Here is a 22,358-nt window from a genome sequence, read left to right as displayed (position 1 = left end):
GGCGCTCGCTCCCCGGCGCAGCCCTCCAGCCCTCCCCGTCTCGCCCTCAACTCCCCCCTCGTGACGCCTCCGCCCGCCCCGTCGGCGGTGATCAAGGAGTTTGTGGCTCAGGAGGGCGCGAAATCTGACACAAACTCCTTGATCACCGAGTGAGGGCGGGGCGGGCCGGGCGAGGGCCGGCGGGGACAGGGCCGGGCCAGGCGGGGCAGGTGGGTCAGAGGCCGCCGGGGAGGCGGCCGGGGGCCAGGCGGTGGTGCGGATCCAGGTGGGCCTTGGCGCTGCGCAGTCTCGGCAACGTGGGCAGCTCGCCCCAGAGGTCCACGGCACGGCGTACCGCCGCGGGCGCGGCCACCACCACGCACCGACCCCGTCGGGCGATCAGCACGCTGCGAACCGCGGTGAGGATCGAGGCGACCCGCTCGGGCGGCAGCGCGCCGGACAGGGCGGCGTGGACGGTGCCCGCGCCGGCCGAGCCGCGTACCGGCACCGGGCCGCCGGTGGCGTCGCGCAGCGCGTAGACGGCCGCGTGCAGGTCGTTGATGGGCACCTCGATGCGCAGCGCCGTGTCGCCGGGCGCGAACGGGTAACGCCCCCACCATTCCGGTGCGTGGTGGCTGACGATCGCCTCGGCGCCGAGGACGGCGGTGAGCCGCTCGGCCCGCTCGGTCACGTCGGCCGGGCCGCCCTCCAGCAGCACCACGAGGCTGCCCGCCGCGGGTCGTCCGGTCACGGCGGGATGGTCGGGGCGGTTGACCACCGACGGGTGCGTCGGCGGAATGCGACGCCGGGGCAGCGGCACCGGCACCGGCAGGTCCAGTTCGACGGCGGCCGGATCGACGCCCGCGGCCAGTACGGCACGGACCAGGTCGTGCACCTCCAGCGGTGTCCAGACCGGACGGGACACCCAGAGCCGGCCGGCCGGCACGGCGTGCACCCGCATGGTGGCCGAGACCAGCACGCCGAGCCCGCCCTGCGAGCCGCAGAGCAGCCGGGCCACGTCCAGCCCGGGCACCTCGCCCCGGCCGAGTATCGCGTCCCCGCCGCCGCGACCCGGATCGCCGCCGGCACCGCCCGCCGGACCGCGTCCACTCGCCCGGCCACCGCCGCTGCCAGGGGTGGCCCGGCCGAGCGCCTCCGTGCCGGACTCGCCTACGCTCACCAACTCGCCGTCGGCGTCGAGGTAACGCACCCCGACGAGCTGGGCGCACGGGCTGCCGTGCCGGTGACGCAGCGGACCGGACTCGTCGGCGGCGAGCACCCCGCCGAGCGTCGCGCCCGGCGAGGGCGCGTCGACCGGCAGCCGCCGGTTGGTGCGCGCGAGCGTGGCCTGGACGGCGCGCAGCGGCGTACCGGCGCCGATCTCGGCCACCGCCGCGTCGCGCGGCTCGTGCCAGACCCCGGCGAGGCGGCCGGTGTCGAGCATGATGTCCACCTGCGCCGGCGCGGCGCCCCAGTCGATCTTCGTGCCGGCGCCGCGCGGCACCACTGTCAGGTCGTGCGCCGCGGCCAGCCGCAACACCTCCGCCGCGGCGTGTGGGCCGCCCGGCACGGCCACCCATCGGGCGGTACGGCCGGCCACCTCGTCGGCCGGGCCGGCGAAGCGGGCGAACGGGGTGCCGCAGATCGCGGCCAGCTTCCGGGTGATGTCGAGGGCTTCGAGTCGGTCGGTGGAACGTGCCGCATCCGCCATGGCGGTTATCGTACACATGTTCGAAAGACCTGGCGGCGAGTCGCCGGATTCGGTCGGCGGGCGAGCCCGGCGGCGGCCCGCCGACCGGTAACGTGGCGCCGTGACCGAAACCCCACCGCCCGTCGCCAAGCGCGTCCCGACCGAGCGCCTTCATCACGGTGACACAGTCCTCGACGAGTACGCCTGGCTCGCCGCCAAGGACGACCCGGACACGATCGCGTATCTGGACGCCGAGAACGCGTACACCGAGGCGCGCACCGCCCACCTGGCCGGCCTGCGCGCGGAGCTGTTCGAGGAGACGCGCCGGCGCACCCAGGAGACGGACCTGTCGGTGCCGACCCGCAAGGACGGCTACTGGTACTACACCCGCACGGTCGAGGGCCAGCAGTACGGCGTGCACTGCCGGCGCGCGGTCCGGCCGGGCGAGACGGCGCCCCCGGTCAGCGCGGACGGCGCCCCGCTCGACGGCGAGGAGGTGCTGCTCGACGGCAACCAGATCGCCGAGGGGCACGACTTCTTCTCGCTCGGCGCGTTCGACGTCAGCCCGGACGGGCGCTGGCTGGCCTACTCCACCGACTTCTCCGGCGACGAGCGCTTCACGCTGCGGATCAAGGATCTGACCACCGGCGAGTCGCTGCCGGACGAGGTACCGGACACGTTCTACGGCACGGCCTGGTCCAGCGACGCGTCCACGCTGTTCTACGTGACTGTGGACGAGGCGTGGCGGCCGAACCGGGTGTGGCGGCACGCCGTCGGCACGGCGTCCACCGAGGACGTGGTGGTCTACCAGGAGGACGACGAGCGGTTCTGGGTCGGCGTCGAGCTGACCCGCTCCGAGCGTTTCGTGGTCATCGACATCCACAGCAAGATCACCAGCGAGGTGTGGGTGATCCCGGCGTCCAACCCGACCGGCGAGCCCGCCGTCGTGGCCCCGCGGCGTCAGGGCATCGAGTACGCGGTGGAGCACCACGGCCACCGCTTCCTGATCCTGCACAACGACGGCGCGGAGGACTTCGCGCTGGCGTACACCTCGGCGGACTCGCCGGGCGAGTGGGAGCCGCTGATCCCGCACACCCCTGGCACCCGGCTGGAGGCGGTCGACGCGTTCGAGAACCACCTCGTGGTGTCGCTGCGCACCAACGGCCTGACCGGCCTGCGGGTGCTGCCGGTGGGCACCGACGACAGCTGGGACATCGACTTCCCCGAGCCGATCTACAGCGTCGGGCTGGACGCCAACCCCGAGTACCGCACGAGCGAGGTGCGGCTGCGCTACACCTCGCTCGTCACCCCCGACTCGGTCTACGACTACGACCTGGTCACCCGGGAGCTGACGCTGCGCCGGCAGAAGCCGGTCCGCCCCGGGCCGGACGGGCGGGCGTACGACCCGGCCGACTACGAGCAGCACCGGGACTGGGCGCTCGCCGACGACGGCACCCGCGTACCGATCTCGCTCGTCTGCCGCCGCGACACCCCGCGCGACGGCTCGGCGCCCGCCGTCATCTACGGCTACGGGTCGTACGAGGCGAGCATGGACCCGTGGTTCTCGATCGCCCGGCTGAGCCTGCTCGACCGCGGCGTGATCTTCGCGGTGGCGCACATCCGGGGCGGCGGTGAGCTGGGCCGGCGCTGGTACGACGAGGGCAAGCTGCTGGCCAAGAAGAACACGTTCACCGACTTCGTGGCCTGTGCCCGGCACCTCGTGAAGGCGGGCTGGACGGCGAGCGACCGGCTGGTCGCCCGGGGCGCCTCGGCCGGTGGCCTGCTGATGGGCGCGGTGGCGAACCTCGCCCCGGACGCGTTCACCGGCATCGTCGCGCAGGTGCCGTTCGTGGACGCGCTCACCTCGATCCTCGACCCGTCGCTGCCGCTGACCGTCACCGAGTGGGAGGAGTGGGGCAACCCGCTCGACGACCCCGAGGTCTACGCGTACATGAAGTCGTACACGCCGTACGAGAACGTGGCCACCGTCGAATACCCGGCGATCTTGGCGGTGACCAGCCTCAACGACACGCGCGTGCTCTATCACGAGCCGGCCAAGTGGATCGCCCGGCTGCGGTCGCTCGCGCCGGCCGGCGACTACCTGCTCAAGACCGAGATGGGCGCGGGCCACGGCGGCCCGAGCGGCCGGTACGACTCCTGGCGCGAGGAGGCGTTCGTCAACGCCTGGATCCTCGACCGCGTCGGCCGCGCCTGAGGTGTAAGGAAGGGCCCCTTATTAACAGACGTCTGTTAATAAGGGGCCCTTCCTTACACGGGGGCCTGCTCGGCCGCTGACCGCTCAGCCCGCGCGCAGCTCCTCCACCGACGTCGCGGTGCGCAGGAACAGCAGGCCGGCCACGACCGTGCACAGCACCGCCGCCAGCCCGCCCGCCGCGAGCCAGGCCAGCTGATCCCACGGTACGTCCGGCGGAACTGTCGTCTTCGGCACCCATTCGGTACGGGTGTACCGCGCCGCGGTGGCCGGATCGCCGCACAGTTCCGAGCCGGCGTCGCAGATCGTCCGCGTGAAGCCGCCGTTGCTCGGTGCCGGCATGACGCCCCGGACCAGCAGGTAGCCGACCGTCAACGCGAGCCCGATCGCGGGTACGGCGGGGGCGAGCGCGGCCCAGAGCAGCGACCGGCCGATGGTGGCCCGTGGCACGCCGGTCGCCACCTGCGCCGCGTACGCCCGTCGCCGGCTGGTGATCCCCTCGACCACCGCCACGAGCAGCCCACCGCCGGCGATCGCCATCGCCACCAGGACCGCGAGGTCGACCAGGTCCATCGCGCCGAGGTAGAAGCCCGGGTCGGCCATTCCGGAGCCGGTGCGGCGGGTCACCTCGGCCTCGGCCTGGAAGTCGGCACGCAGCCCTGCGGCACCGGCGCCGAAGATCAGCGCGGCCAGCAACGCGGCGAAGGTGCGGCTGCCGGCCCACGGGTCGGCGGCCAGCCGGCGGGCGGCGAGCAGGGCGGCCGGGCCGCGTCCGTGCCGGTGCAGCAGCCGGCCGGTCCGGTACGAGATCCAGCCGGTGCCCGACACCACGCCGATCATCGCGGTCAGCCCGCCGACGACGAGCAATGTCGGCACCAGCCAGTCGGGGGCCACGGCGCCACGCCGTTCGTACCAGAGCAGGAGCGGGCGGATCGCGGCGAACATCGCCAGCGCGGCGAGGATGAGCACGCCCGGCCACGGCCAGGGCGCCCGGGTGCGGACCTTGCGTACGACGCCGAACGGGGTGGTGGCGACCCGCCGCAGCAGCAACGCGCTCACCAGCGCGGCGACCAGCGGCAGGCCGAGCACGACGGCTGCCACCGCCACCGGGGCCGGGTGCACGTCGGTGGGCAGCGGCAGCCGCCCGTCCGCGTCGGGCCGGTGCAGCAGCCGGCACCCGGCCAGGAAGACGGCCAGGCCGACGAGGGTGCCGAGCAGGCTCGCCACGCCGGTCTCGGCGACCGCGACCCGGGTGACCTGCCCGGGGGTGGCACCGGCCAGCCGGAACGCGGCCAGCCGCCGGTCCCGGCCCGGCGCGCCGAGGCGGGCGCACTGCCCGGCCAGCCCCAGGACCGGTACGCAGAGCAGCAGCAACGCGAACGCCACGCCGGGGCGCAGACCGGGTTCCCGCAGCAGGGCGTTGGTGTACTGGTCGGAGTTGAGCCCTTCGTCGCCGGACGGCTTCACCACCGACAGCACGGTCAGCGCGGCCAGCCCGGCCAGCGTCGCGAGCGCGGCGCTCACCGCCGTGAGCACCACCCGTGCGATGTCGGTGCGGGTGCCCGCCAGCACGAGACGCAGCAGCGTCCCCGGCCTCACCGCGACCCGCCCGGCAGCGCCGGGTCGAGCCCGAGCCCGGTGTGGTCGACCATGCCGTCGCGCAGGCTGACCTCCCGGTCCGCGTACGCGGCGATGCGCGGCTCGTGCGTCACCAGCACGACTGTGGTGCGCTGCTCGCGGGCCAGCCGGACCAGTTGGGTGAGCACCTGCTCGCCGGCCAGCGTGTCGAGCGCGCCGGTCGGCTCGTCGGCGAAGATCACCCGTGGTTCGGTGACGAGCGCCCGGGACAGCGCGCAGCGTTGCTGCTGCCCGCCGGACATCTCACCGGGCCGGGCGTCGGCGACGTCGGCCACGCCGAGCCGGTCCAGCCAGGAGAGCGCCGCCGTCCGCGCCGCTCGCCGCCCCGTGCCGGCGAGCAACAGCGGGAGCGCGACGTTCTCCGCGGCGGTCAGCTCGGCGACGAGCTGGCCGAACTGGAACAGCACCCCGAATTCGGTACGGCGCAGCCGCGAGCGGGCCGCCTCCGACCACGTGTCGATCCGTTCCCCGCGCCAGGTGACCTGACCGGCGTCAGGGCGCAGGATGCCGGCGAGACAGTGCAGCAGCGTGGACTTGCCGCAGCCGCTCGGGCCGGTGACCGCGACGATCTCGCCTTCGGCCACGTCGAGCGTCACACCGCGCAGCGCGGGGTTGTGACCGTAGGCGCGGACCACTCCGCGCGCTTGCAGGAACGTCACGTGCGCACCTCCCGGTGCCAGTCGGCGACCCGGTCGAGGGTGGTGTGCAGCCACCGGAGATCGGCGTCGAGGTGGGCGATGGCGAAGTCGGCGGCGACCACCTCGTCGAGGCGGGCGCCGGGGGCCGTCTTCAGCGCGGTCAGTTCGCGCAGGCGTTGCGTGTGCGCCTGCCGCTGCGCGATCAGGTAGACGCGGGCCTGGTCGACGTCGGCCACCAGGAGCGCGACCACCACCTTGGCGAAGAGCGTGCTGGCCACGTACGGCATCGGCGGCTCGACGGTGGCGAGCCAGTGGTCCAGCGCCGCCCGCCCGTCCTCGGTGAGCGCGTACGAGGTGCGGTCCGGTCCGCTCTCGCGGGTCTGCCCGGCCGTGGCCACGAGGCCGTCGCGGCACAGGCGGGCCAGTGTCGCGTAGACCTGCCCGAAGGCGAGCGGCCGGGCGCGGGGCAGCCGCTCGTCGTGCGCGCGCTTCAGCTCGTAGCCGTGGCGCGGGCCGGCGGCGAGCAGCCCGAGCAGGACGTGCGACGTGGACACGGCCCTACTATTCGCTGAGCGAATAGTGGTGTCAAGAACGGCCCGCGCGGCGCACCACGCGGGCCGTTCGGTTCAGCGGGTCCAGGCCGGGTCGCGCCCGGCCCGGCCGAGCAGCGCGTCCATGCTGTCCGGTGCCGCGCCGGTGGGCACCGGCGGGCCGAACGCGCCCATCTTCTGCCCCGTGTCGCCCATCCGGTCCATGAACTCGTGCCCCGCGGCCACCACTGCCGGGTCCACGGTCAGCTCCTGGCCGGTGGCCCGCGCCAGGTCCCATCCGTGGACGGTGAGGTCGATCAGGGCCATCATGCCGACCGTCTCCTGCGGCAGTCCCATGCCGGGGGAGACCCCCTCCTGCGTCGCCGGGTCGGACCACGCCTCGGTCAGCCGGGCCGCCTCGGTCGCGAACCGGTCCCGCCAGCCGTCGGTCAGGTGGTCGGTCTTGCCGGACCAGTCGACCTCCTCCCGGCGGGCCAGCGCCTGGAAGTTGACCACCACGTCGAACAGGTGGCCCAGCAGGTCGCGCACTGTGTAGTCCGGGCAGGGGGTGGGCAGCACGAGCTGGTCGTCGGAGATGCCGCGCACCACAGCGGCCGTACGCGGCGCCGCGACGGCGAGCAGTTCACTGGTCTTGGTATTCATCGGGCCAGCGTATGAGGACGGCGTCGATCGGCCCCACTTCTCAGGACCAGGGGATCAGCGGCGACGGACCGCTACCACAGCGACGTCGTCGTGGATCTCCGGCGGCGCCAGCTCGACGAGCAGCCGCCGGCAGAAATCGTCCAGGTCGTCGTCCACCCGGGTGGCGGCCACGCCGAGCGCCGCCATGCCGTCGTCGATCGTGGCGTCCCGCCGTTCGATCAGCCCGTCGGTGTAGAGCACGAGCGTGGCCCCGGCGGGCAGCACGAACTCCAGGTCCGGCGGGCGCGGCGCGCGTACGCCGAGCAGGGGCGCGGACTGCGTCACGAACTCGACCCTCCCGTCCCGGCTGAGCAACGCCGGCAGGTGCCCGGCGCTGGCCAGCCGGACCAGCCCGGTCGGCGGGTGGAGCAGCAGCACGCAGATGGTGGCCAGCTCGGTCGGCAGCAGGTTGCGCATCAGCTCGTTGACCCGGTCCAGGATCACGCCCGGCTGGTGCCCCTCGACCGCGTACGCCCGTACCGCGTGCCGCAGCTCGGCCATCACCGTGGCGGCGTGCAGCGAGTGCCCGGCCACGTCACCGATCGCCACGAGCAGGTGGCCGTCGAGCATCACCAGCTCGTAGAAGTCGCCGCCCACCTCGGTCTGCGCGCTCGCCGGCTCGTACCGGACGGCCAGGTCCAGGCCGACGACGTCGGGCAGCCGCTGCGGCAGCAGGCTGCGCTGCAACGTCACAGCGATCCGGTGCTCCTCGTCGAAGGACCGCTGCGCCTCGACCGCCGAGGCGACCGCCTGGGCGAGCTGCACCAGCACCGGCGTGCGTACGGTCTGGGTGGCGGTCGGCACCACCACGTAGAGCGGGGCCCGGTCCTCGCGCAGCCGGGAGGCGGCGACGGTCACGGTGTCGCCGTCCGGCCAGCCGGCCAGCGCCCAGTTGGCCGGCTCGTCGACGCGTACCCGGGTGCCGATCGGCACTCCGGTGTCGTCCACCACCCACGGCACGATGGTGGCCGGTGTGTGCGGGTCGGCCGCCACGCCCGCCAGGCAGTCCCCGTCGAACGTCTCGGCGACCACCGCCGCCGGGGCATTGAAGATCCGCGCCGCGCCGCTCGCGGCGGCCTCCAGCAGCCGGACGAAGTTCGGCGTCGCGTGCATCTCCACAGTGGCGTCGGCGAGCGCGGCGAGCCGTTCGGCGAGCTGCTCGGCCCGCCGCCGGGCCTGGTAGTAGCGCAGCACCGCGTGGGCGGTGGCGACCAGTTCCTCCGGCTCGATCGGCTCGGCCAGGTAGGCGTCCGCGCCCCGGGTGAGACCCTGCGCCCGGTCGACCACGTCGACCGCGTGCGCGGAGACGTGGATAACCGGGATCGACGGGTGCGCCTCCTTGATCCGCTCGCACACCTCGAAGCCGCTCATGTCCGGCAGACGGACGTCGAGCACCACGAGGTCGATGTGTTCCCGGTCCACCCGCTCCAGCGCCGCCGTGCCGTTCTCGGCCTCGACGGTGACGAAGCCGGCCCGGGTCAGCCAGTTGACCAGCAGGTATCGCTTGGGGCCGCTGTCGTCGACCACAAGCACGGTCACCGGCCCGCCGTCCACCGTCACGCTCCGCCCGCGGGGAGGACCACTGTGAACGTGCTGCCCCGGCCGGGTTCGCTGGTCAGCTCCAGCGTCCCGCCGAGCAGCGTGATCAGCCGGCGCGCGTACGGCAGGCCGAGCCCGGTGCCACCGACCCGGGTCGTGCCGGGCACCTGGTAGAACTCCTCGAAGACCCGTTCGTGCAGCTCCGGCGGGATGCCCACGCCGGTGTCGGTGACCGACAGCGTCCACTGGCCGCCGCGGCGCTCGGCGCGCAGGCGTACCTCGCCGCGTTCGGTGAACTTCAGTCCGTTGTGCAGCAGGTTGCGCAGCACCTGGGCGAGCAGCACCTCGTCCGAGCGCACAGTGGCCGGGGCCGGCGGTTCCTCGACCACCAGCTCCACCTCGGGGCGCGCGGCGAGCGCCCGCAGCGTGCCGCGCAACTGCCCGAACACGGCGCGCAGATCGACGTCGGACCAGTCCGGCTCGATCCGGCCCGACTCCGCCTTGGCCAGGTCGAGCAGCTCGTTGACCAGCCCCAGCAGGTCGCCCGCCGAGGAGCGGATCAGCCCCACCTGACGGGCCTGCTCGCCGGTGAGCGGGTCGGAGGCGGAGTCGGCGAGCAGCCGGGCCAGGCCGATGATCGCGGTGACCGGGGCGCGCAGCTCGTGGCTGACGTTCGCCAGGAACCGGCTCTTCGACTCGCTCGCGGCCCGCAGCTGGGCGGACTTCTCGTCCAGTTCGGCGTAGAGCGCCACCACACCGCGGTTGGTCTCCTCCAGCTCCTCGGTGAGCTGGTTGTAGAGCGCCATCACTCCGTGGTTGGTCTCCTGGAGTTCGGAGTTCAGCACCGCCAGCTCGTCGCGCTGGCTGCGTACCTCGTCGAGGGCGGCGATGAGCTGCGCGTTCTGGGCGGCCAACTCGTCCAGCGCGGAACCCGGCGCGCGCTCGGCCAGCTCGGCGCGGAGCTCGGCGGCGCGCTCGGCCGTCAGCTCCTCGGCGTGGTCGGGCACTCGTCGGGACATCCTCACGACGGTATCGCCCTCGACGGCCACCACCCGCAACGTGTCCACCAGACGCGCGACGGCGCCGGACTGCGGCTCGTACCGTCCACCGGGGAGCGGACGCAGCGGCGACAGGTCCACCTGGAGGACCCGGCGGCCGACCGCGTCCCGGTCGAGGGCGAACGTCACGTCCGCGCCGTCGGCCCCGTGCAACAGTTCCCGGGCCACCTCGCTGAGCGCGGTGGCGATCCGTACCTGGTCCTGATGTTCCAGCCCGACCGCCGCGGCCACCTCCCGGCCACGCTGCCGGACCAGGAAGATGTCCTGCTCCACCCGGAGCGCGAGGTGCAGGAGGGGCTCGGTCATGCCGCCCCCCGGGCCACCAGGACGCAGGCGTCGTCACGGCGGACACCGGCGTCGCGCAGCAGGGTCGCGGCGGCCAGCAGCGGGTTGCGGCCGGCGAGCCCGGGATAGTCGTCCAGATCCCAGCGGTCCACCACTCCGTCACTGTGCATGACCAGGGTGGCGTCGCGCGAGAAGGGGTAGTCGTACCCGCGGATCGCCGGACGCTGGTGCCCGGCGATGCCCGGCAGCGAGACCAGCCCGCGCCGCCGCTCGCCCGGCGCGACGATCATCGCGGCGATGTTGCCCAGCCCGGCGTAGCGCAGCACTCCGGCGGCCGGATCCGGTTCGGCCACCGCGAGCGCGGCGCCCCGGGTGTGCGAGATGGCGGCGTGCAGGTGCCGCACCACGACGTCCGGCGGCCCGTCCGGCGCCGAACGGAACGCGGACACGGCGGCACCTGTGGCGGCGGCGGCGAGCGGCCCGTGGCCCAGCCCGTCGGAGACCAGCACCTGCCGCCGGCCGTCGACCTGGCGGACCGCGTACCCGTCGCCGCTCGTCTGCTCGCCGGTGATCGGCCGGGCCAGCCCGCCCGCCCAGTCCGGCTCCGGCGGTGCGGCGTCCCAGACCTGGACGACCAGGACCGTGCCCCGCCCCGGCGACGAGTAGCCGTCGAACCGGCTCGACTGCCGGGTGATCGCGCCGAGCCCGATGCCGAGCGTGCCGGCGGTGGAGTGGCCGTCGGCGGAGGAGAGCGTGAGGTCGGCCATGCCGGGGCCGGAGTCGATCGCGACCAGCTCCACGCCGGCCCGCCCGCCCCGGCGTGCCGGACGCATCAGGAGCGTGCCCTCGCGGGCGTGCTTGACCAGGTTGCTGGTGATCTCGGCGGTGACGATGGCCAGGTCCGCGACGCGCGCCGCGCTCAGTTCGAGCTGCCGGCCGAGACGCTCGGCCGCCCGGCGTACGCTGCCGGCGGTCGCGCCGGTGTCGACCCGGAACCAGATGCCGTGGTCGGGCACCACGTCGGCGATCATCGCGACCACTTGGTGACGGTGATCCGCGTCCCCTCGCCGACAGCCGTCCGGATGTCGAAGTCGTCGACGAGCCGGCGGGCGCCGCTCAGTCCCAGGCCCAGCCCGCCGCCGGTGGTGTAGCCGTCGGTGAGCGCCAGGTCGAGGTCGGGGATGCCCGGGCCCTCGTCGGCGAAGACGATCCGCACGCCGCGCCGGCGGCCGTCGGACACGGTGCTCACCTCGGCGCTGCCCCCGCCACCGTAGATCAGCGTGTTGCGGGCCAGCTCGCTGGCGGCGGTGACGAGCTTCGTCTGGTCCACCAGGGAGAGGCGGACCGCGACGGCTGTGGTACGCGCCAACTGCCGGACCCGCACCACGTCCTCGTCGCTGCGGATCGCCTGGGTCGCCGGCACACCCAGGTCGACGCCCGTGGTCATGCCGTCGCCGTCGTCTCGGTGTCCTCGTCGTCGGCCGCCGCGTCCCACTCGTCGGCGCGGCTGGCCGCGATCAGCTCCATGCCGCGCTCGACGTTCAGCGCGGTACGGATGCCGTTGAGCGACAGCCCCAGCTCGACGAGCGTGATGGCGACGGCCGGGCGCATGCCGACCACCACCGTCTCGGCGTCCAGCACTTTCGAGATGGACGCGATGGTGGACAGCATCCGGCCGACGAAGGAGTCGACGATGTCCAGTGCCGTGATGTCGATGATCACGCCGTGGCAGCCGGTGGCGACGATCCGCTCGGCCAGGTCCTCCTGCAACTGGACCGCCGTCTGGTCGGACATGTCGACCTGGATGGAGACCAGCAGGATGTCGCCGATCTTGAGGATCGGCACCCGTTCCATCAGGACTCCCGGCGCGGGCGGCGAGCGGTGGTCTCGACCCCGGTCAGGCGCAGCACGTGGCGCAGCGCGTCGGCGAGGCTCGCCTTGGTGGCGATGTCACCGAACTCGATACCGAGGGCCACGATCGTCTGGGCGATCTGCGGGCGGATGCCGGAGATGATGCAGTCGGCGCCCATCAGCCGGGCGGCCACCACGGTCTTGAGGATGTGCTGCGCGACCTGCGTGTCCACCGCCGGTACGCCGGTGATGTCGATGATCGCGTACGGCGAGCCGGTGTCGACGAGCGTCTGCAGCAGCCGCTCCATCACCACCTGGGCACGGGCCGAGTCCAGCGTCCCGACCAGCGGGACGGCGACCACGCCCTCCCAGAGCTTCACCACCGGGGTGGACAGCTCCAGCAGCTGCTCCGCCTGATCGGCGATCAGGCTCTCGCGGGCCCGGACGAACGTCTCGAACGTGAACAGGCCCATCTGGTCGACGAGCGCGGAGAAGGCGACGAAGTCGCGCAGGGTGTCGTCGCCCTTCTCCTCCTCCATCAGCTCCAGCAGGGCGTCCTTGAGCGCGAACACGCTGATCGCGGTCTCGGTGGCGGAGAATCCCTGGCGGGCCCGGTTGGTGGACAGCTCGGACAGCACCGCCCGCAGCTCACCGCCGTGCTCGTCGGCCAGGTCGGAGACGCCCTGCCGGCCGGCGTCGACCAGCGCGCGGTGCAACTCCTGCACCTGGCGAGCCAGCTCGGCCCGGCTCAGGCGGCCGCGCAGCGAACTGCCGACGATCTCCGTCCAGCGGTTGGTCAACCGGTCCGCGTGCTGACTGAGCAGGTGGGCGAGCCGACCACCCTGTTCGGCGCTCAACGCCATGGTGACCTCCCTGATTTGGACGGGCGGACTCTATCACCGGAGGCCCGGGCGCTACTTGTCACGGAGCAAAGAATGATCGACCGCACCCGTGACCGCTCCCGTTCTGCGCGGCGCGCCCATCGTGGGATACCGTTTCCCCCGAACACAGGAGGTCGACGAATGTCCTTGACGGTGCACACGGAACAGCGCGGCGACGTGGTCGTCGTGTCGGTCGCGGGCGAGCTCGACATGGCCACGGCACCGCAGCTCCAGGACCAGATCACGGATCTGCTGGACAAGGGGCGCAGTCGCCTCGTCTTCGACCTGGCCGAGGTGTCGTTCTGCGACTCCACCGGCCTGTCGGTGTTCGTCCGGGCGAAGAACAACTGCGACGAGGCGGGCGGCGTGGTCCGGCTGGCCGCCCCGCAGCGCGGCGTGCTGCGCATCCTCGAGGTCAGCGGCCTGGTCGAGGTGCTGCACACGTACCCGACGGTCGAGCAGGCCGTCGCGGGCGATCCTAACCCGGCCTCCTCCTGACCGATCCCGCTCAGCGCTCGTCCTCGATGTAGCGGGGACGGGCGATCACCATGCCCGCCGCCGTCTGCACGGCCAGCGCCACCAGCAGGAAGCCGATCGGGGCGGTCCAGCCGCCTGTCGCCTCGTAGAGGATGCCCACCAGCAGCGGCCCGAGCGCCGCGATCACGTACCCGGTGCTCTGCGCGAACGCGGACAGCGCCACGGTGCCCTCGGCGGTCCGGGCGCGCAGCCCGATCGTGGTCAGGATGAGCGGGAACGCGCCCTGGCCGAGCGCCAGCAGCAGCACCCACAGCGGCGCCAGGCCGTGCGGGGCGAGCGCCAGACCGGCGTACGCGGCGGCGGAGAACACGGTCAGCGACAGCACCAGCGGGCGGAGCGTGGCCAGCCGTCCGGCGAGCGCCGGCATCATCAGCGCCACCGGCACGCCCAGCGCGGTCACCCCGGCGAGCAGCAGCCCGGCCGTCTCCGGCCGGTATCCGGCGTCCCGGAAGAGCTGGGCCAGCCAGCCCATGATCGCGTACCCGCTGAGCGACTGCGCCCCGAAGTAGACCGCCATGGCCCAGCCGAGCCGGGTCCGCCCCGGCTGCACGCGGGCCGGGGCGGCGACCGCCACCGCCGGGGGCGCGGCCCGTCGCGCGGCGCGGGCGCGCAGCGCCAGCGGCACCCACGGGAGTACGGCCAGCGCGGCCAGCCCGGCCCAGATGCCGAGTCCGGCCCGCCAGGAGCCGAACGCGTGCGCGACCGGCACGGCGGAGGCGGCGGCCACCGTCGTGCCCACAGTCAGGGCCATCGTGTACGCCCCGGTGACCAGTCCGGTGCGGTGCGGGAAGTGCTGCTTGACGAGCATCGGCAGCAGGATGTTCGCCACCGCGATGCCGGCCAGCGCGAGCGCGCTGGTGAGCACGAAGACCGCCGCCGAGCCGGTGACCGCGCGCAGCACCTGCCCGACGGTGAGCGCCACCATGGCCACCACCAGCACCCGGGGCGCGGCCCAGCGGCGGACCAGCCACGGGGTGAGCGCGCCGAGTCCGGCGAACGCGATGGTGGGCAGCGTGGTGACCAGGCCGGCCATCGCGCCGGAGAGCCCCAGACCGACCCGGATCTCGTCGAGCAGGGCGCCGAGGCTGGTCACCGCGGCCCGCAGGTTCAGCGCGACGAGCAGCATCCCGGCGAGCACGAGCAGACCGCCCCGGACCGGGCCGGCCGCCGGGGCGGGGCCCGCCGCGGGTGTGACGCCGGGGGCGGGCACTGTCGCGGCGGGCGCAGGTGGCGGAGTCATGACCTCGAACCTACAATCATGGGATGAATTTCGGCACGAGGTGTAACCGGTGACACCCGCCGTGGATTCCGTCGCCGTGCCTCCGCGCGGTCACCGGGTCCGGCAGACGATCGAGCAGCTCCGGGAGCGGATCCTCGGCGGCGAGTGGGCGGTGGGCGGGCGCATCCCCACCGAGCCGCAACTGGTCGCCGCGCTCGGCGTGGGGCGGAACACGGTCCGCGAGGCGGTCCGCGCGCTCGTGCACGCCGGGGTGCTGGAGTGCCGGCAGGGCTCCGGCACCTACGTGGTGTCGACCGACGAGCTGGCGCCGGTGGTGGCCCGCCGGCTCACCGACGACCGGATGACCGAGGTGATCGAGGTCCGGCGCGCGTTCGAGGTGGAGGCCGCCCGGCTCGCTGCGCTGAGGCGTACCCCCGAGGACCTGGCGGCGCTCGACGGCGCGCTCGCGGCCCGCGAGGCCGCGTGGCGCGGCGGCCGGGTGGACGAGTTCGTGGAGGCGGACGCCGCGCTGCACACGGTCGTGGTGGCGGCCGCGCACAACGCCATGCTCGCCGAGCTGTACGCCTCGGTCGGCGCCGCACTGCGCAGCACGGTGGCCCAGGCGATGGGCGAGGCGCTCACTCCGGAGCGGTACGTGGACCACAGCCGGCTGGTCGAGGCGATCCGGGCCGGCGACCCGCAGCGGGCGGCGATCGAAGCCGGTGCTTTTCTCGAAGGGCCCGCCGGGGCATAGGTTGTCTCCGACGCAGACTCATCAGGGCACGGGAGTACGGATGCTCAAGGGTTTCAAAGACTTCATCATGCGCGGCAACGTCGTCGACCTGGCGGTCGGTGTCGTCATCGGCGCCGCGTTCACCGGCGTGGTCACCCAGCTCACCAAGTCGTTCCTGGAACCGCTGGTACGCGTGTTCATCGCGCTGATCACCGGCAGCGAGGACGGCCTCAGCGGCTCGACCCCGAAGTTCCGGGGCATCCCGTTCGACTGGGTGGCCTTCGTCAACGCGGCGATCACGTTCGTGCTCACCGCGGCGGCGCTCTACTTCCTCGTCGTCTACCCGATGAACAGGCTCGCCGAGCGGCGCAAGCGCGGCGAGGAGCCGCCGCCCTCGGCCCCCAGCGAGGAGGTCAAGCTGCTCACCGAGATCCGGGACGCGCTGCTCGCCGGCAACCACGGCACGCCCGGCCAGCGCAGCGCCCTGGACGACGTGCTCGGCCGCCGGCAGGAGCCGCCCGCGCCGCGCTGACGCCATAGCCGATCGGCCCCCGCGACGATCTCGCGGGGGCCGACGTGCATCGAACACATGTTCGATAGAGTCCGGGCATGGAGCAGCGTAGGCACTGGTGGAACGGGAAATGGGGACGCCTCGCCCGGCGTGACGTCTTCCTCCGGGTGGACGGCGACCGCTGGCACGTCGAGCAGCGGGCCGGCGGTGCCGAGGGGATCTCCCGCTTCTACGAGCACGCCAGCGTCGAGGAGGCCGAGGAGACGATCCGGGCGCTGCTGGACGGCACCGACACCTGGCGCGAGCTGTCCCCCCGCCCGCCGGGCGGCTGGGCCCCCTCCGTTTAGCTCCCGCGCGCCCCGGGAACCGCTTCTGCATGAGCCAGCAGCAGGACACCGTCTCCCGGGTCACCACCGGCATGCGGGTGGTCGACTCCGCAGGCGTCGAGGTGGGCACAGTCGATCTCGTGCAGCGCGGCGACCCGGCCGCGGTGACCGTGCAGGCGCCCGCCCCGGTCGACCCGGGCAGCAGCCTGGACGAGCTGATCGAGTCGGCGGCGGCCGAGGAGCCCGACGTACCGGCCGACCTGGCCGCCCGGCTGCTCCGCGACGGCTACCTCAAGGTCTCCACCGAGCTGGTCCGCACCGGCGCGGTCTACGTGCTGGCCGACCGGATCGCCGCGGTGGGCGACGGCGCGGTACGCCTCACCGTCCCGGCCGCGGAGCTGCCCGCCGAGGAGTGACACCCGGGGTCGAATGCGCCGATTCGACGGCCCTGCGCGTCGAGGCGGCCACGCCCGGAAAGCGGCCTACGCTCGTCGGGTGCTCCTGACCTATGTGGACGAGTCGTACACCGATCGCTGGTACTGGATCGGCGCGCTTCTGGTCCCGGAGGCCGTGGCCATCCCGCTCAGCACCGCGCTCGACGAGGTGATGACGGACGCGGCCAAGGCGTACGGCATCGACCGAGCCGCCGAACTCCACGGGTACGACCTGTTCCAGGGGCGGACGGCCTGGGCGAGGGTGCCGCCACGCGCCCGGATCGCCGTCTACAACGCGGCGCTCAAGGCGATCGGCACGTACGACGTCACAGTCATCCTGCGCGGCGTCGACCGGCACGGCCTCACCCGGCGCTACGGGCTCACCCGCCCCGCTCACGAGGTGGTGCTGTCACACCTTCTGGAACGGGTGGACGGATACGCGGCGATGCGGGACGAACTGGCCCTGGTGATCGCGGACGAGGTCGACAACCCCGCAAGCCACCGCTCGGGCCTGACCCGTTACCGGGTCGACGGAACCGGGGGCTACCGTTCCCGGCGGCTCAGCCGGATCGTGGACACCCTGCACTTCGCCCCGTCGCACGCCTCCCGGCTGGGTGCAGGCCGTCGACCTGGTCACCTTCCTGTTCCGCAGGATGGCGAGCGGGGCGGGCGCGGATCCTCGGGAGGCGACGACGAACACGCGGCTGTGGTCCTGGGTCGAGCCGCGCCGATACCACTCGTGGTGCTGGCATCCGACCGGGCGGCCGACGCACGAAGGGCCCGCCTGAAAGCGGGCCCTAAGGCGGTTGCGGGAACCCTGACGGGCCTCCTGCGCACTCCAGGTTAACAGTTCGTCACCCGGTCCGGCCGGAAAGCGTCGGGGCGGATTCGGTCCGGGGCGGCTCGACCGGCGGGGATGCGACCGCCCGGCGGCGGAACAGCAGCAGCATCAGCCAGCCCGCGACCAGTCCCCAGAACGCGCCACCCACCCCGAGCAGGCTCACCCCGGAGGCGGTGACCACGAACGTCACCACTGCTGCCTCCCGCGCGTCCGGCTGGGCGACCGCCGCCGCGACGGCCCCGGCGAGCGCGCCGAGCAGGGCGAGCCCGGCGACGGCCTCGACCAGCACCGGCGGGGAGAGCAGCACCAGGGCGGTGGCCACGCCGGCGCCCAGGCCGAGCAGGGCCAGGCCGATCCCGGCGGTGACCGAGGCGATCCAGCGCCGCTCCGGGTCCGGGTGGGCGTCCGGGCCGGCGGCCAGGGCCGCGGTGATCGCGGCCAGGTTCACCGCGTGGCCGCCCGCCGGGGCGCCGAGGGCGGTGGCGAGGCCTGTCACCCGCAACGCCGAGCCCAGCGGGGCCCGGTAGCCGTACCCGGCGAGCACCGCGGTTCCGGGCACGTTCTGGGCGGCCATGGTGACCAGGAACAGCGGCAGCGCGAGCCCGACGACTGCGGGCAGCGTCCAGGACGGCGCGGTGAACGCGACGACCGGTGCGACGTCCAGCCGGGCCGGCCCGGAGGTGGTCAGGGCGATCGCGACCACCGCCACGGCGAGCGCGCCCGGTACCGCCCAGCGGCGGGCGAACCGGTGCAGCAGCAGCCAGACCAGCACCACCGGCCCGGCGAGCCGGGGCACCTCGACCAGGGCGCGTACCGGGGCCGTACACAGCGGCAGCAGCACCCCGGCGAGCATGGCGGAGGCGATCGGGGCGGGGATCGCGGCGACCGCACGGCCGAGCGCGGGGATCAGCCCGGCCGCGACGATCAGCAGCCCGGCGAGCAGGAAGGCGCCGACCGCTGCGGGCCAGCCGCCGGCGACCGGTCCGGTGGCCACGAGCAGCGCCGCACCCGGCGTGGACCAGGCGATCGACAGCGGCAGCCGGTGCCGCAGGCCGAGCCAGACCGCGCAGGCGCCGCTGGCGACGCAGAGCGCGAGCAGGCCGGAAGCGGCCTGGTCCGGATCGGCGCCGACCGCGCGCAGCCCGGCCAGGACGACTGTGAACGAGCTGGCGAAGCCGACCAGAGCGGTCACCACGCCGGCCAGGACGGGCTGGAGCCGACCGCCCATGCTCTCCTCCTCCGACCGTTCCGTTTACGGAACGGCACGGTGTAGCACGATAGCCCCCATGACAGCCGCCGCACCAGCCGATGACCGGGGCGCCCGGGAGGTCGGCAGGCGCATCCGCTCGCTCCGCACCGAGCGGGGCATCTCCCTGTCCGAGCTGGCCCGCCTCGCGGGCGTCGGCAAGGCCACGCTCTCCGGCCTGGAGAACGGCGTGCGCAACCCCCGGCTGGAGACCCTGTACGCGATCACCGCGCAGCTCGGCGTACCGCTGACCGCCGTGCTCGCCACGCCCGACCAGGCGCCGACCCTGCGCGGGGCCGCGGTGGGAGGCACGCTGCTGGAGGTCTTCAGCGACCGGGAGGCGACCTACGAGCTGTACCGGATGTGGGTCACCCCGGGTCCGGCGCAGCTCTCCCCCGCCCACTCCAGCGGCGTGACCGAACACGTGACGGTCTTCTCCGGCGTGCTCCGCGCCGGCCCGGCCGACGCCCCGCTGACCGCCGGTCCCGGGGGCTACCTGCGGTGGACCTCCGACGTGCCGCACACCTACGCGGCGGTGGGCGAGGAGGAGGTTCATGCGAGCCTCCTGCTGCGCTATCCTCGTCCGTCCACACCGGACAGTTGACGCATACCCAGGATGCAAGCTGATGACATTTCTTTCAGCAGACCCGCCAGCGCGTGCAGACGCGGACCCGTTCTTCTTGGCAAGCTTGTCGTCATGACGCTCATCCTCCGCTCGGCCATCCTCAACGACGTCGGCCTCGTCCGGACCAACAACGAGGACTCCGCCCTCGCCGGTGACCGCCTCGTGGCGGTGGCCGACGGCATGGGCGGGCTCCCCGCCGGCGAGGTGGCCAGCGAGATCGTCATCCGGATCCTGGACGAGCTGACGCCGCCCACCGGCGCCGACGAGGCCGCCGACGCGCTGCGCGCCGTCGTCAGCACCGCGAACCAGCGCATCCGCGCGGCCATCACGGTGGACCCGGCCCGCGACGGCATGGGTACGACGCTCACCGCCGCCCTGCTCGCCGGGGACACCCTGGTCCTGGCCCAGGTCGGCGACTCCCGCTGCTACCTGCTGCGCGACCACGAGCTGACCCAGCTCACCCGCGACGACACGTTCGTCCAGGCGCTCGTCGACCAGGGCGCGCTCTCCCGCGACCAGGCCCGGCACCACCCGCAGCGCTCGCTCGTCACCCGGGCGGTGCAGGGCTCGGACGCGCCGCCCGCCGTCGGGGCGCTCACCGTCTTCCCCGGCGACCGGCTGCTGCTGTGCAGCGACGGCCTCTCCGACTACGTGGAGGACGCCGCCATCGCCGCGGCACTCGCCACCTACGGGGACCGCCAGCAGTGCGGCGAACAACTGGTGAAACTGGCCCACCAGGCCGGCGCGCCGGACAACGTGACTGTGGTCATCTCGGACGTCACCGAGGCGTGAGCGGGCGCCCTTTCCGGTTGCGGACCACGGCGGGTGCGGTTGGGATGAACGGATGCACATTCGCCGGCTGGCCGCCGATGAACGACTGACCACCAGCTTCCCGCTCCAGGCGTACGCGTTCGAGGCCTCGCCGATGGGCGCCACCCGGACCGACCAGTTCCGCGCGTACCTGCCGTACAACGCCGGGAACACGACGCTGGTGGCCGAGGAGGACGGGGTCACCGCGGCGGCCGTGTCGGCGATACCGATGCGGCAGAACCTGCGCGGCGCGGTGCTGCCGATGGCCGGTGTCGCGGGCGTGGCCACCCATCCGCTGGCCCGCCGGCGCGGGCACGTCCGCACGCTCATGCAGCAGCTCCTCGACGGCGTGCGCGACGAGGGCCACCAGCTCACCGCGCTGCACCCGTTCCGCGCCTCGTTCTACGAGCGCTTCGGCTACATCGGGCTGCCCCGGCGGCGTACCGCGATCTTCAACCCGGCGGACCTGGCGCCGCTGCTGCGCGCCGACCTGCCGGACGAGCTGGTGTGGGAGCGGATCGGCGCGGGGTATGCGCGGTGGCGCGCGTACACCGAGCGGTGCCTGCGCGAACGCCACGGCTTCGCCGTCTTCCCGGACTTCCGGGCGGTCGGGCTGCGCGACCGGGACGACCGCTGGCTGGTCAGCGTGGTGCGCGGCGGCGAGACGGTCGGCGCTGTCACCTACCGCATCGACGACCACGCCGGCACGCTGTTGGCCGACGACCTGCTGGTCGACGACGCGTACGCCCGCGCGTCGGTGCTCCAGTTCTTCGCCCGGCACGTCGACCAGGTGGCCCGGATCAGCGTCCAGGTGACCCCCGACGAACTGCCCGAGCTGTGGCTCACCGACCTCGACGTGCAGGTGGAGGCGCGGGTCGCCCGGCCCGACCCGACCGCGCCGATGGCCCGCCTGCTCAGCCTGGACGCGCTCGCCGAGCAGCCGGTCGGGGTCGGCCGGGTACTGATCGAGGTAGTCGGCGACCGCTGGCTCGCCGGTCGCCACCTGCTCGACGGCACCACGGGCAAGCTCGCGGTGCTGCCCGCGCAGACCGCCGCCGAGGGCAGCGTGCCGGCCGCGCGGCTCACCGCCGCCGGGCTGTCCGCCCTGGCGTACGGGGTGCTCGACCCGGCCGAGGTGGTCGTACGCGGGCTGGGCGAGGTGCCGGTGGACGCGGCCGGTGAGCTGCGCCGCCTCTTCCCCCGGGAACTGCCGCACCTGTTCGCCGACTTCTGACCCGGTTGACGGCGCACGCCCCGGGGTAGGGTCCAGCGCGTGCCGGAGTGGCTGGAAGCGGGATTCTGGGGCCTGCTCGCCGGGTCGGCCCTGCTGATCGGGGCGGCCGTCGGGTTCTTCGCGCGCGTACCGCGCCGGGTGACCGCCTCGGTGATGGCGTTCGGGGCGGGCGTGCTGCTGTCCGCCGTCTCGTTCGAGTTGATCGACGAGGCGCACAAGCAAGGTGGGCTGCTGCCGGTGGCGATCGGCGCCGCGGCCGGTGCACTGCTGTACACCGCGGCGAACGTGCTGCTGGCCCGGCACGGCGCGCGGCACCGCAAGCGCTCCGGCGACGAGCAGCCCTCCGAGCGGGAACAGCCCGGCTCGGGTACGGCCATAGCGGTCGGCGCGCTGCTCGACGGCGTACCCGAATCGGTGGTGATCGGCGCGAGCCTGCTGGCCGGCGGCCCGGTCAGCCTGGTCACCGTCATCGCGGTGTTCCTCAGCAACGTGCCGGAAGGTCTGTCCAGCGCGGCGGGCATGCGGCAGGCCGGACGCACCCGGCGTTACGTGTTCGGGCTGTGGACGGCCATCGCGTTGATCTCCGGTGCGGCGGCGCTGGCCGGGTACACGCTGCTCGGCGGCGCGCCCCCCGAGGTGCTGGCGACGATCACCGCGCTCGCCGCGGGCGCGATCCTGGCGATGATCACCGACACCATGGTCCCGGAGGCGTTCGCCGACGCGCACCTGCTGGTCGGGCTGATCACCGTGCTCGGTTTCCTGGTCGCGTTCGCACTCTCGCACGCCTGACCGTCCCGCTCGGTGCTGTCTGCTGCCTGCTGCCGCGCGGTCGCAGGCTC

Annotated in this window: 24 protein-coding genes; 11 read left to right on the top strand and 13 right to left on the bottom strand. The window is 73.8% G+C overall.

What is annotated here, in order from left to right; translation table 11 throughout:
• Nucleotides 1–214 precede the first annotated feature (214 nt).
• Nucleotides 215–1,690, bottom strand: coding sequence for an FAD-binding oxidoreductase (locus ML5_RS31130; RefSeq protein ID WP_049800088.1), 1,476 nt, complete (start codon nucleotides 1,688–1,690; stop codon nucleotides 215–217).
• A 100-nt stretch (nucleotides 1,691–1,790) separates the two neighbouring features.
• On the opposite strand from ML5_RS31130, the gene ML5_RS01540 reads away from it, so the two are divergent.
• The gene (locus ML5_RS01540; protein WP_013473510.1) at nucleotides 1,791–3,884 is read left to right on the top strand and encodes a S9 family peptidase; all 2,094 of its coding nucleotides are present in this window, start codon (nucleotides 1,791–1,793) and stop codon (nucleotides 3,882–3,884) included.
• Nucleotides 3,885–3,968: 84 nt separating this feature from the next.
• On the opposite strand, the gene ML5_RS01535 is transcribed toward ML5_RS01540, so the two are convergent.
• The 10 genes from ML5_RS01535 to ML5_RS01490 all read right to left on the bottom strand — a co-directional run bounded on the left by ML5_RS01535 (nucleotide 3,969) and on the right by ML5_RS01490 (nucleotide 12,985).
• Nucleotides 3,969–5,480, bottom strand: coding sequence for an FtsX-like permease family protein (locus ML5_RS01535; protein ID WP_013473509.1), 1,512 nt, complete (start codon nucleotides 5,478–5,480; stop codon nucleotides 3,969–3,971).
• Nucleotides 5,477–6,178, bottom strand: a complete 702-nt coding sequence (locus ML5_RS01530; protein ID WP_013283530.1) for an ABC transporter ATP-binding protein — start codon at nucleotides 6,176–6,178, stop codon at nucleotides 5,477–5,479. Before ML5_RS01530 ends, ML5_RS01535 begins: the two co-directional genes overlap by 4 nt.
• Complete coding sequence (locus ML5_RS01525) at nucleotides 6,175–6,711, bottom strand: PadR family transcriptional regulator (protein ID WP_013473508.1); 537 nt, start codon at nucleotides 6,709–6,711, stop codon at nucleotides 6,175–6,177. The genes ML5_RS01530 and ML5_RS01525 overlap by 4 nt, the downstream gene beginning before the upstream one ends.
• A gap of 72 nt (nucleotides 6,712–6,783) precedes the next feature.
• Nucleotides 6,784–7,350 (bottom strand): TIGR03086 family metal-binding protein, encoded by a 567-nt coding sequence (locus ML5_RS01520; RefSeq protein WP_013473507.1) that lies wholly within the window; start codon nucleotides 7,348–7,350, stop codon nucleotides 6,784–6,786.
• A gap of 54 nt (nucleotides 7,351–7,404) precedes the next feature.
• Complete coding sequence (locus tag ML5_RS01515) at nucleotides 7,405–8,943, bottom strand: SpoIIE family protein phosphatase (RefSeq protein WP_013473506.1); 1,539 nt, start codon at nucleotides 8,941–8,943, stop codon at nucleotides 7,405–7,407.
• Nucleotides 8,944–8,945: 2 nt separating this feature from the next.
• Nucleotides 8,946–10,292 carry a sensor histidine kinase gene (locus tag ML5_RS01510; protein WP_013283526.1) on the bottom strand — a complete coding sequence of 449 codons (1,347 nt, stop codon included), beginning with the start codon at nucleotides 10,290–10,292 and terminating at the stop codon, nucleotides 8,946–8,948.
• Nucleotides 10,289–11,302 carry a SpoIIE family protein phosphatase gene (locus ML5_RS01505; RefSeq protein WP_013473505.1) on the bottom strand — a complete coding sequence of 338 codons (1,014 nt, stop codon included), beginning with the start codon at nucleotides 11,300–11,302 and terminating at the stop codon, nucleotides 10,289–10,291. The genes ML5_RS01510 and ML5_RS01505 overlap by 4 nt, the downstream gene beginning before the upstream one ends.
• Nucleotides 11,299–11,718, bottom strand: coding sequence for an ATP-binding protein (locus ML5_RS01500; RefSeq protein WP_013283524.1), 420 nt, complete (start codon nucleotides 11,716–11,718; stop codon nucleotides 11,299–11,301). Before ML5_RS01500 ends, ML5_RS01505 begins: the two co-directional genes overlap by 4 nt.
• Nucleotides 11,715–12,125, bottom strand: a complete 411-nt coding sequence (locus ML5_RS01495; RefSeq protein ID WP_013473504.1) for an STAS domain-containing protein — start codon at nucleotides 12,123–12,125, stop codon at nucleotides 11,715–11,717. The genes ML5_RS01500 and ML5_RS01495 overlap by 4 nt, the downstream gene beginning before the upstream one ends.
• Nucleotides 12,125–12,985 (bottom strand): STAS domain-containing protein, encoded by an 861-nt coding sequence (locus ML5_RS01490; RefSeq protein WP_013473503.1) that lies wholly within the window; start codon nucleotides 12,983–12,985, stop codon nucleotides 12,125–12,127. Before ML5_RS01490 ends, ML5_RS01495 begins: the two co-directional genes overlap by 1 nt.
• 159 nt (nucleotides 12,986–13,144) lie before the next feature.
• On the opposite strand from ML5_RS01490, the gene ML5_RS01485 reads away from it, so the two are divergent.
• A complete protein-coding gene (locus tag ML5_RS01485) occupies nucleotides 13,145–13,501 on the top strand; it encodes an STAS domain-containing protein (RefSeq protein ID WP_013473502.1) in 357 nt (118 codons plus the stop codon).
• Between the two features lie 10 nt (nucleotides 13,502–13,511).
• On the opposite strand, the gene ML5_RS01480 is transcribed toward ML5_RS01485, so the two are convergent.
• Nucleotides 13,512–14,780: an MFS transporter gene (locus tag ML5_RS01480; protein WP_013283520.1), complete on the bottom strand. Its 1,269-nt coding sequence runs from the start codon at nucleotides 14,778–14,780 to the stop codon at nucleotides 13,512–13,514.
• 49 nt (nucleotides 14,781–14,829) lie between these two features.
• Here ML5_RS01480 and ML5_RS01475 point away from each other — a divergent pair, with 49 nt between their 5' ends.
• The 5 genes from ML5_RS01475 to ML5_RS01455 all read left to right on the top strand — a co-directional run bounded on the left by ML5_RS01475 (nucleotide 14,830) and on the right by ML5_RS01455 (nucleotide 17,610).
• Nucleotides 14,830–15,513, top strand: a complete 684-nt coding sequence (locus tag ML5_RS01475; RefSeq protein WP_013473501.1) for a FadR/GntR family transcriptional regulator — start codon at nucleotides 14,830–14,832, stop codon at nucleotides 15,511–15,513.
• Between the two features lie 40 nt (nucleotides 15,514–15,553).
• The gene (mscL, locus tag ML5_RS01470) at nucleotides 15,554–16,024 is read left to right on the top strand and encodes a large conductance mechanosensitive channel protein MscL (RefSeq protein WP_013473500.1); all 471 of its coding nucleotides are present in this window, start codon (nucleotides 15,554–15,556) and stop codon (nucleotides 16,022–16,024) included.
• 77 nt (nucleotides 16,025–16,101) lie between these two features.
• On the top strand, nucleotides 16,102–16,350 hold the full coding sequence (locus tag ML5_RS01465) for a hypothetical protein (RefSeq protein WP_013283517.1): 249 nt from the start codon (nucleotides 16,102–16,104) through the stop codon (nucleotides 16,348–16,350).
• A gap of 29 nt (nucleotides 16,351–16,379) precedes the next feature.
• A complete protein-coding gene (locus ML5_RS01460) occupies nucleotides 16,380–16,745 on the top strand; it encodes a hypothetical protein (protein WP_013283516.1) in 366 nt (121 codons plus the stop codon).
• A 79-nt stretch (nucleotides 16,746–16,824) separates the two neighbouring features.
• Nucleotides 16,825–17,610, top strand: coding sequence for a DUF3800 domain-containing protein (locus ML5_RS01455; RefSeq protein ID WP_013473499.1), 786 nt, complete (start codon nucleotides 16,825–16,827; stop codon nucleotides 17,608–17,610).
• 7 nt (nucleotides 17,611–17,617) lie between these two features.
• Here the strand turns inward: ML5_RS01455 and ML5_RS01450 are convergent, their stop codons facing one another.
• On the bottom strand, nucleotides 17,618–18,832 hold the full coding sequence (locus ML5_RS01450) for a benzoate/H(+) symporter BenE family transporter (RefSeq protein WP_013473498.1): 1,215 nt from the start codon (nucleotides 18,830–18,832) through the stop codon (nucleotides 17,618–17,620).
• 58 nt (nucleotides 18,833–18,890) lie between these two features.
• Here ML5_RS01450 and ML5_RS01445 point away from each other — a divergent pair, with 58 nt between their 5' ends.
• From ML5_RS01445 to ML5_RS01430, 4 genes are all read left to right on the top strand, one after another.
• Entirely contained in the window at nucleotides 18,891–19,454 is a 564-nt protein-coding gene (locus tag ML5_RS01445) for a helix-turn-helix domain-containing protein (protein ID WP_013283513.1), read from the top strand.
• Between the two features lie 93 nt (nucleotides 19,455–19,547).
• Entirely contained in the window at nucleotides 19,548–20,267 is a 720-nt protein-coding gene (locus ML5_RS01440) for a PP2C family serine/threonine-protein phosphatase (protein WP_013283512.1), read from the top strand.
• Between the two features lie 52 nt (nucleotides 20,268–20,319).
• Entirely contained in the window at nucleotides 20,320–21,519 is a 1,200-nt protein-coding gene (eis, locus tag ML5_RS01435) for an enhanced intracellular survival protein Eis (RefSeq protein ID WP_013473497.1), read from the top strand.
• Nucleotides 21,520–21,558: 39 nt separating this feature from the next.
• Nucleotides 21,559–22,308, top strand: coding sequence for a ZIP family metal transporter (locus ML5_RS01430; RefSeq protein WP_013473496.1), 750 nt, complete (start codon nucleotides 21,559–21,561; stop codon nucleotides 22,306–22,308).
• Nucleotides 22,309–22,358: the final 50 nt, after the last annotated feature.

Source organism: Micromonospora sp. L5, from assembly GCF_000177655.2.
Lineage (GTDB): Bacteria > Actinomycetota > Actinomycetes > Mycobacteriales > Micromonosporaceae > Micromonospora > Micromonospora aurantiaca.
This window is presented reverse-complemented; position numbering and strand designations above follow the sequence as displayed.

Coding starts and splice junctions, on each gene's coding strand:
- ML5_RS01490 (WP_013473503.1), bottom strand. CDS start 12,985: ATGGCGTTGAGCGCCGAACAGGGTGGTCGGCTCGCCCACCTGCTCAGT.
- ML5_RS01520 (WP_013473507.1), bottom strand. CDS start 7,350: ATGAATACCAAGACCAGTGAACTGCTCGCCGTCGCGGCGCCGCGTACG.
- mscL (WP_013473500.1), top strand. CDS start 15,554: ATGCTCAAGGGTTTCAAAGACTTCATCATGCGCGGCAACGTCGTCGAC.
- ML5_RS01445 (WP_013283513.1), top strand. CDS start 18,891: ATGACAGCCGCCGCACCAGCCGATGACCGGGGCGCCCGGGAGGTCGGC.
- ML5_RS01460 (WP_013283516.1), top strand. CDS start 16,380: ATGAGCCAGCAGCAGGACACCGTCTCCCGGGTCACCACCGGCATGCGG.
- ML5_RS31130 (WP_049800088.1), bottom strand. CDS start 1,690: ATGGCGGATGCGGCACGTTCCACCGACCGACTCGAAGCCCTCGACATC.
- ML5_RS01480 (WP_013283520.1), bottom strand. CDS start 14,780: ATGACTCCGCCACCTGCGCCCGCCGCGACAGTGCCCGCCCCCGGCGTC.
- ML5_RS01485 (WP_013473502.1), top strand. CDS start 13,145: ATGTCCTTGACGGTGCACACGGAACAGCGCGGCGACGTGGTCGTCGTG.
- ML5_RS01500 (WP_013283524.1), bottom strand. CDS start 11,718: ATGACCACGGGCGTCGACCTGGGTGTGCCGGCGACCCAGGCGATCCGC.
- ML5_RS01495 (WP_013473504.1), bottom strand. CDS start 12,125: ATGGAACGGGTGCCGATCCTCAAGATCGGCGACATCCTGCTGGTCTCC.
- ML5_RS01450 (WP_013473498.1), bottom strand. CDS start 18,832: ATGGGCGGTCGGCTCCAGCCCGTCCTGGCCGGCGTGGTGACCGCTCTG.
- ML5_RS01505 (WP_013473505.1), bottom strand. CDS start 11,302: ATGATCGCCGACGTGGTGCCCGACCACGGCATCTGGTTCCGGGTCGAC.
- ML5_RS01510 (WP_013283526.1), bottom strand. CDS start 10,292: ATGACCGAGCCCCTCCTGCACCTCGCGCTCCGGGTGGAGCAGGACATC.
- ML5_RS01440 (WP_013283512.1), top strand. CDS start 19,548: ATGACGCTCATCCTCCGCTCGGCCATCCTCAACGACGTCGGCCTCGTC.
- ML5_RS01465 (WP_013283517.1), top strand. CDS start 16,102: ATGGAGCAGCGTAGGCACTGGTGGAACGGGAAATGGGGACGCCTCGCC.
- eis (WP_013473497.1), top strand. CDS start 20,320: ATGCACATTCGCCGGCTGGCCGCCGATGAACGACTGACCACCAGCTTC.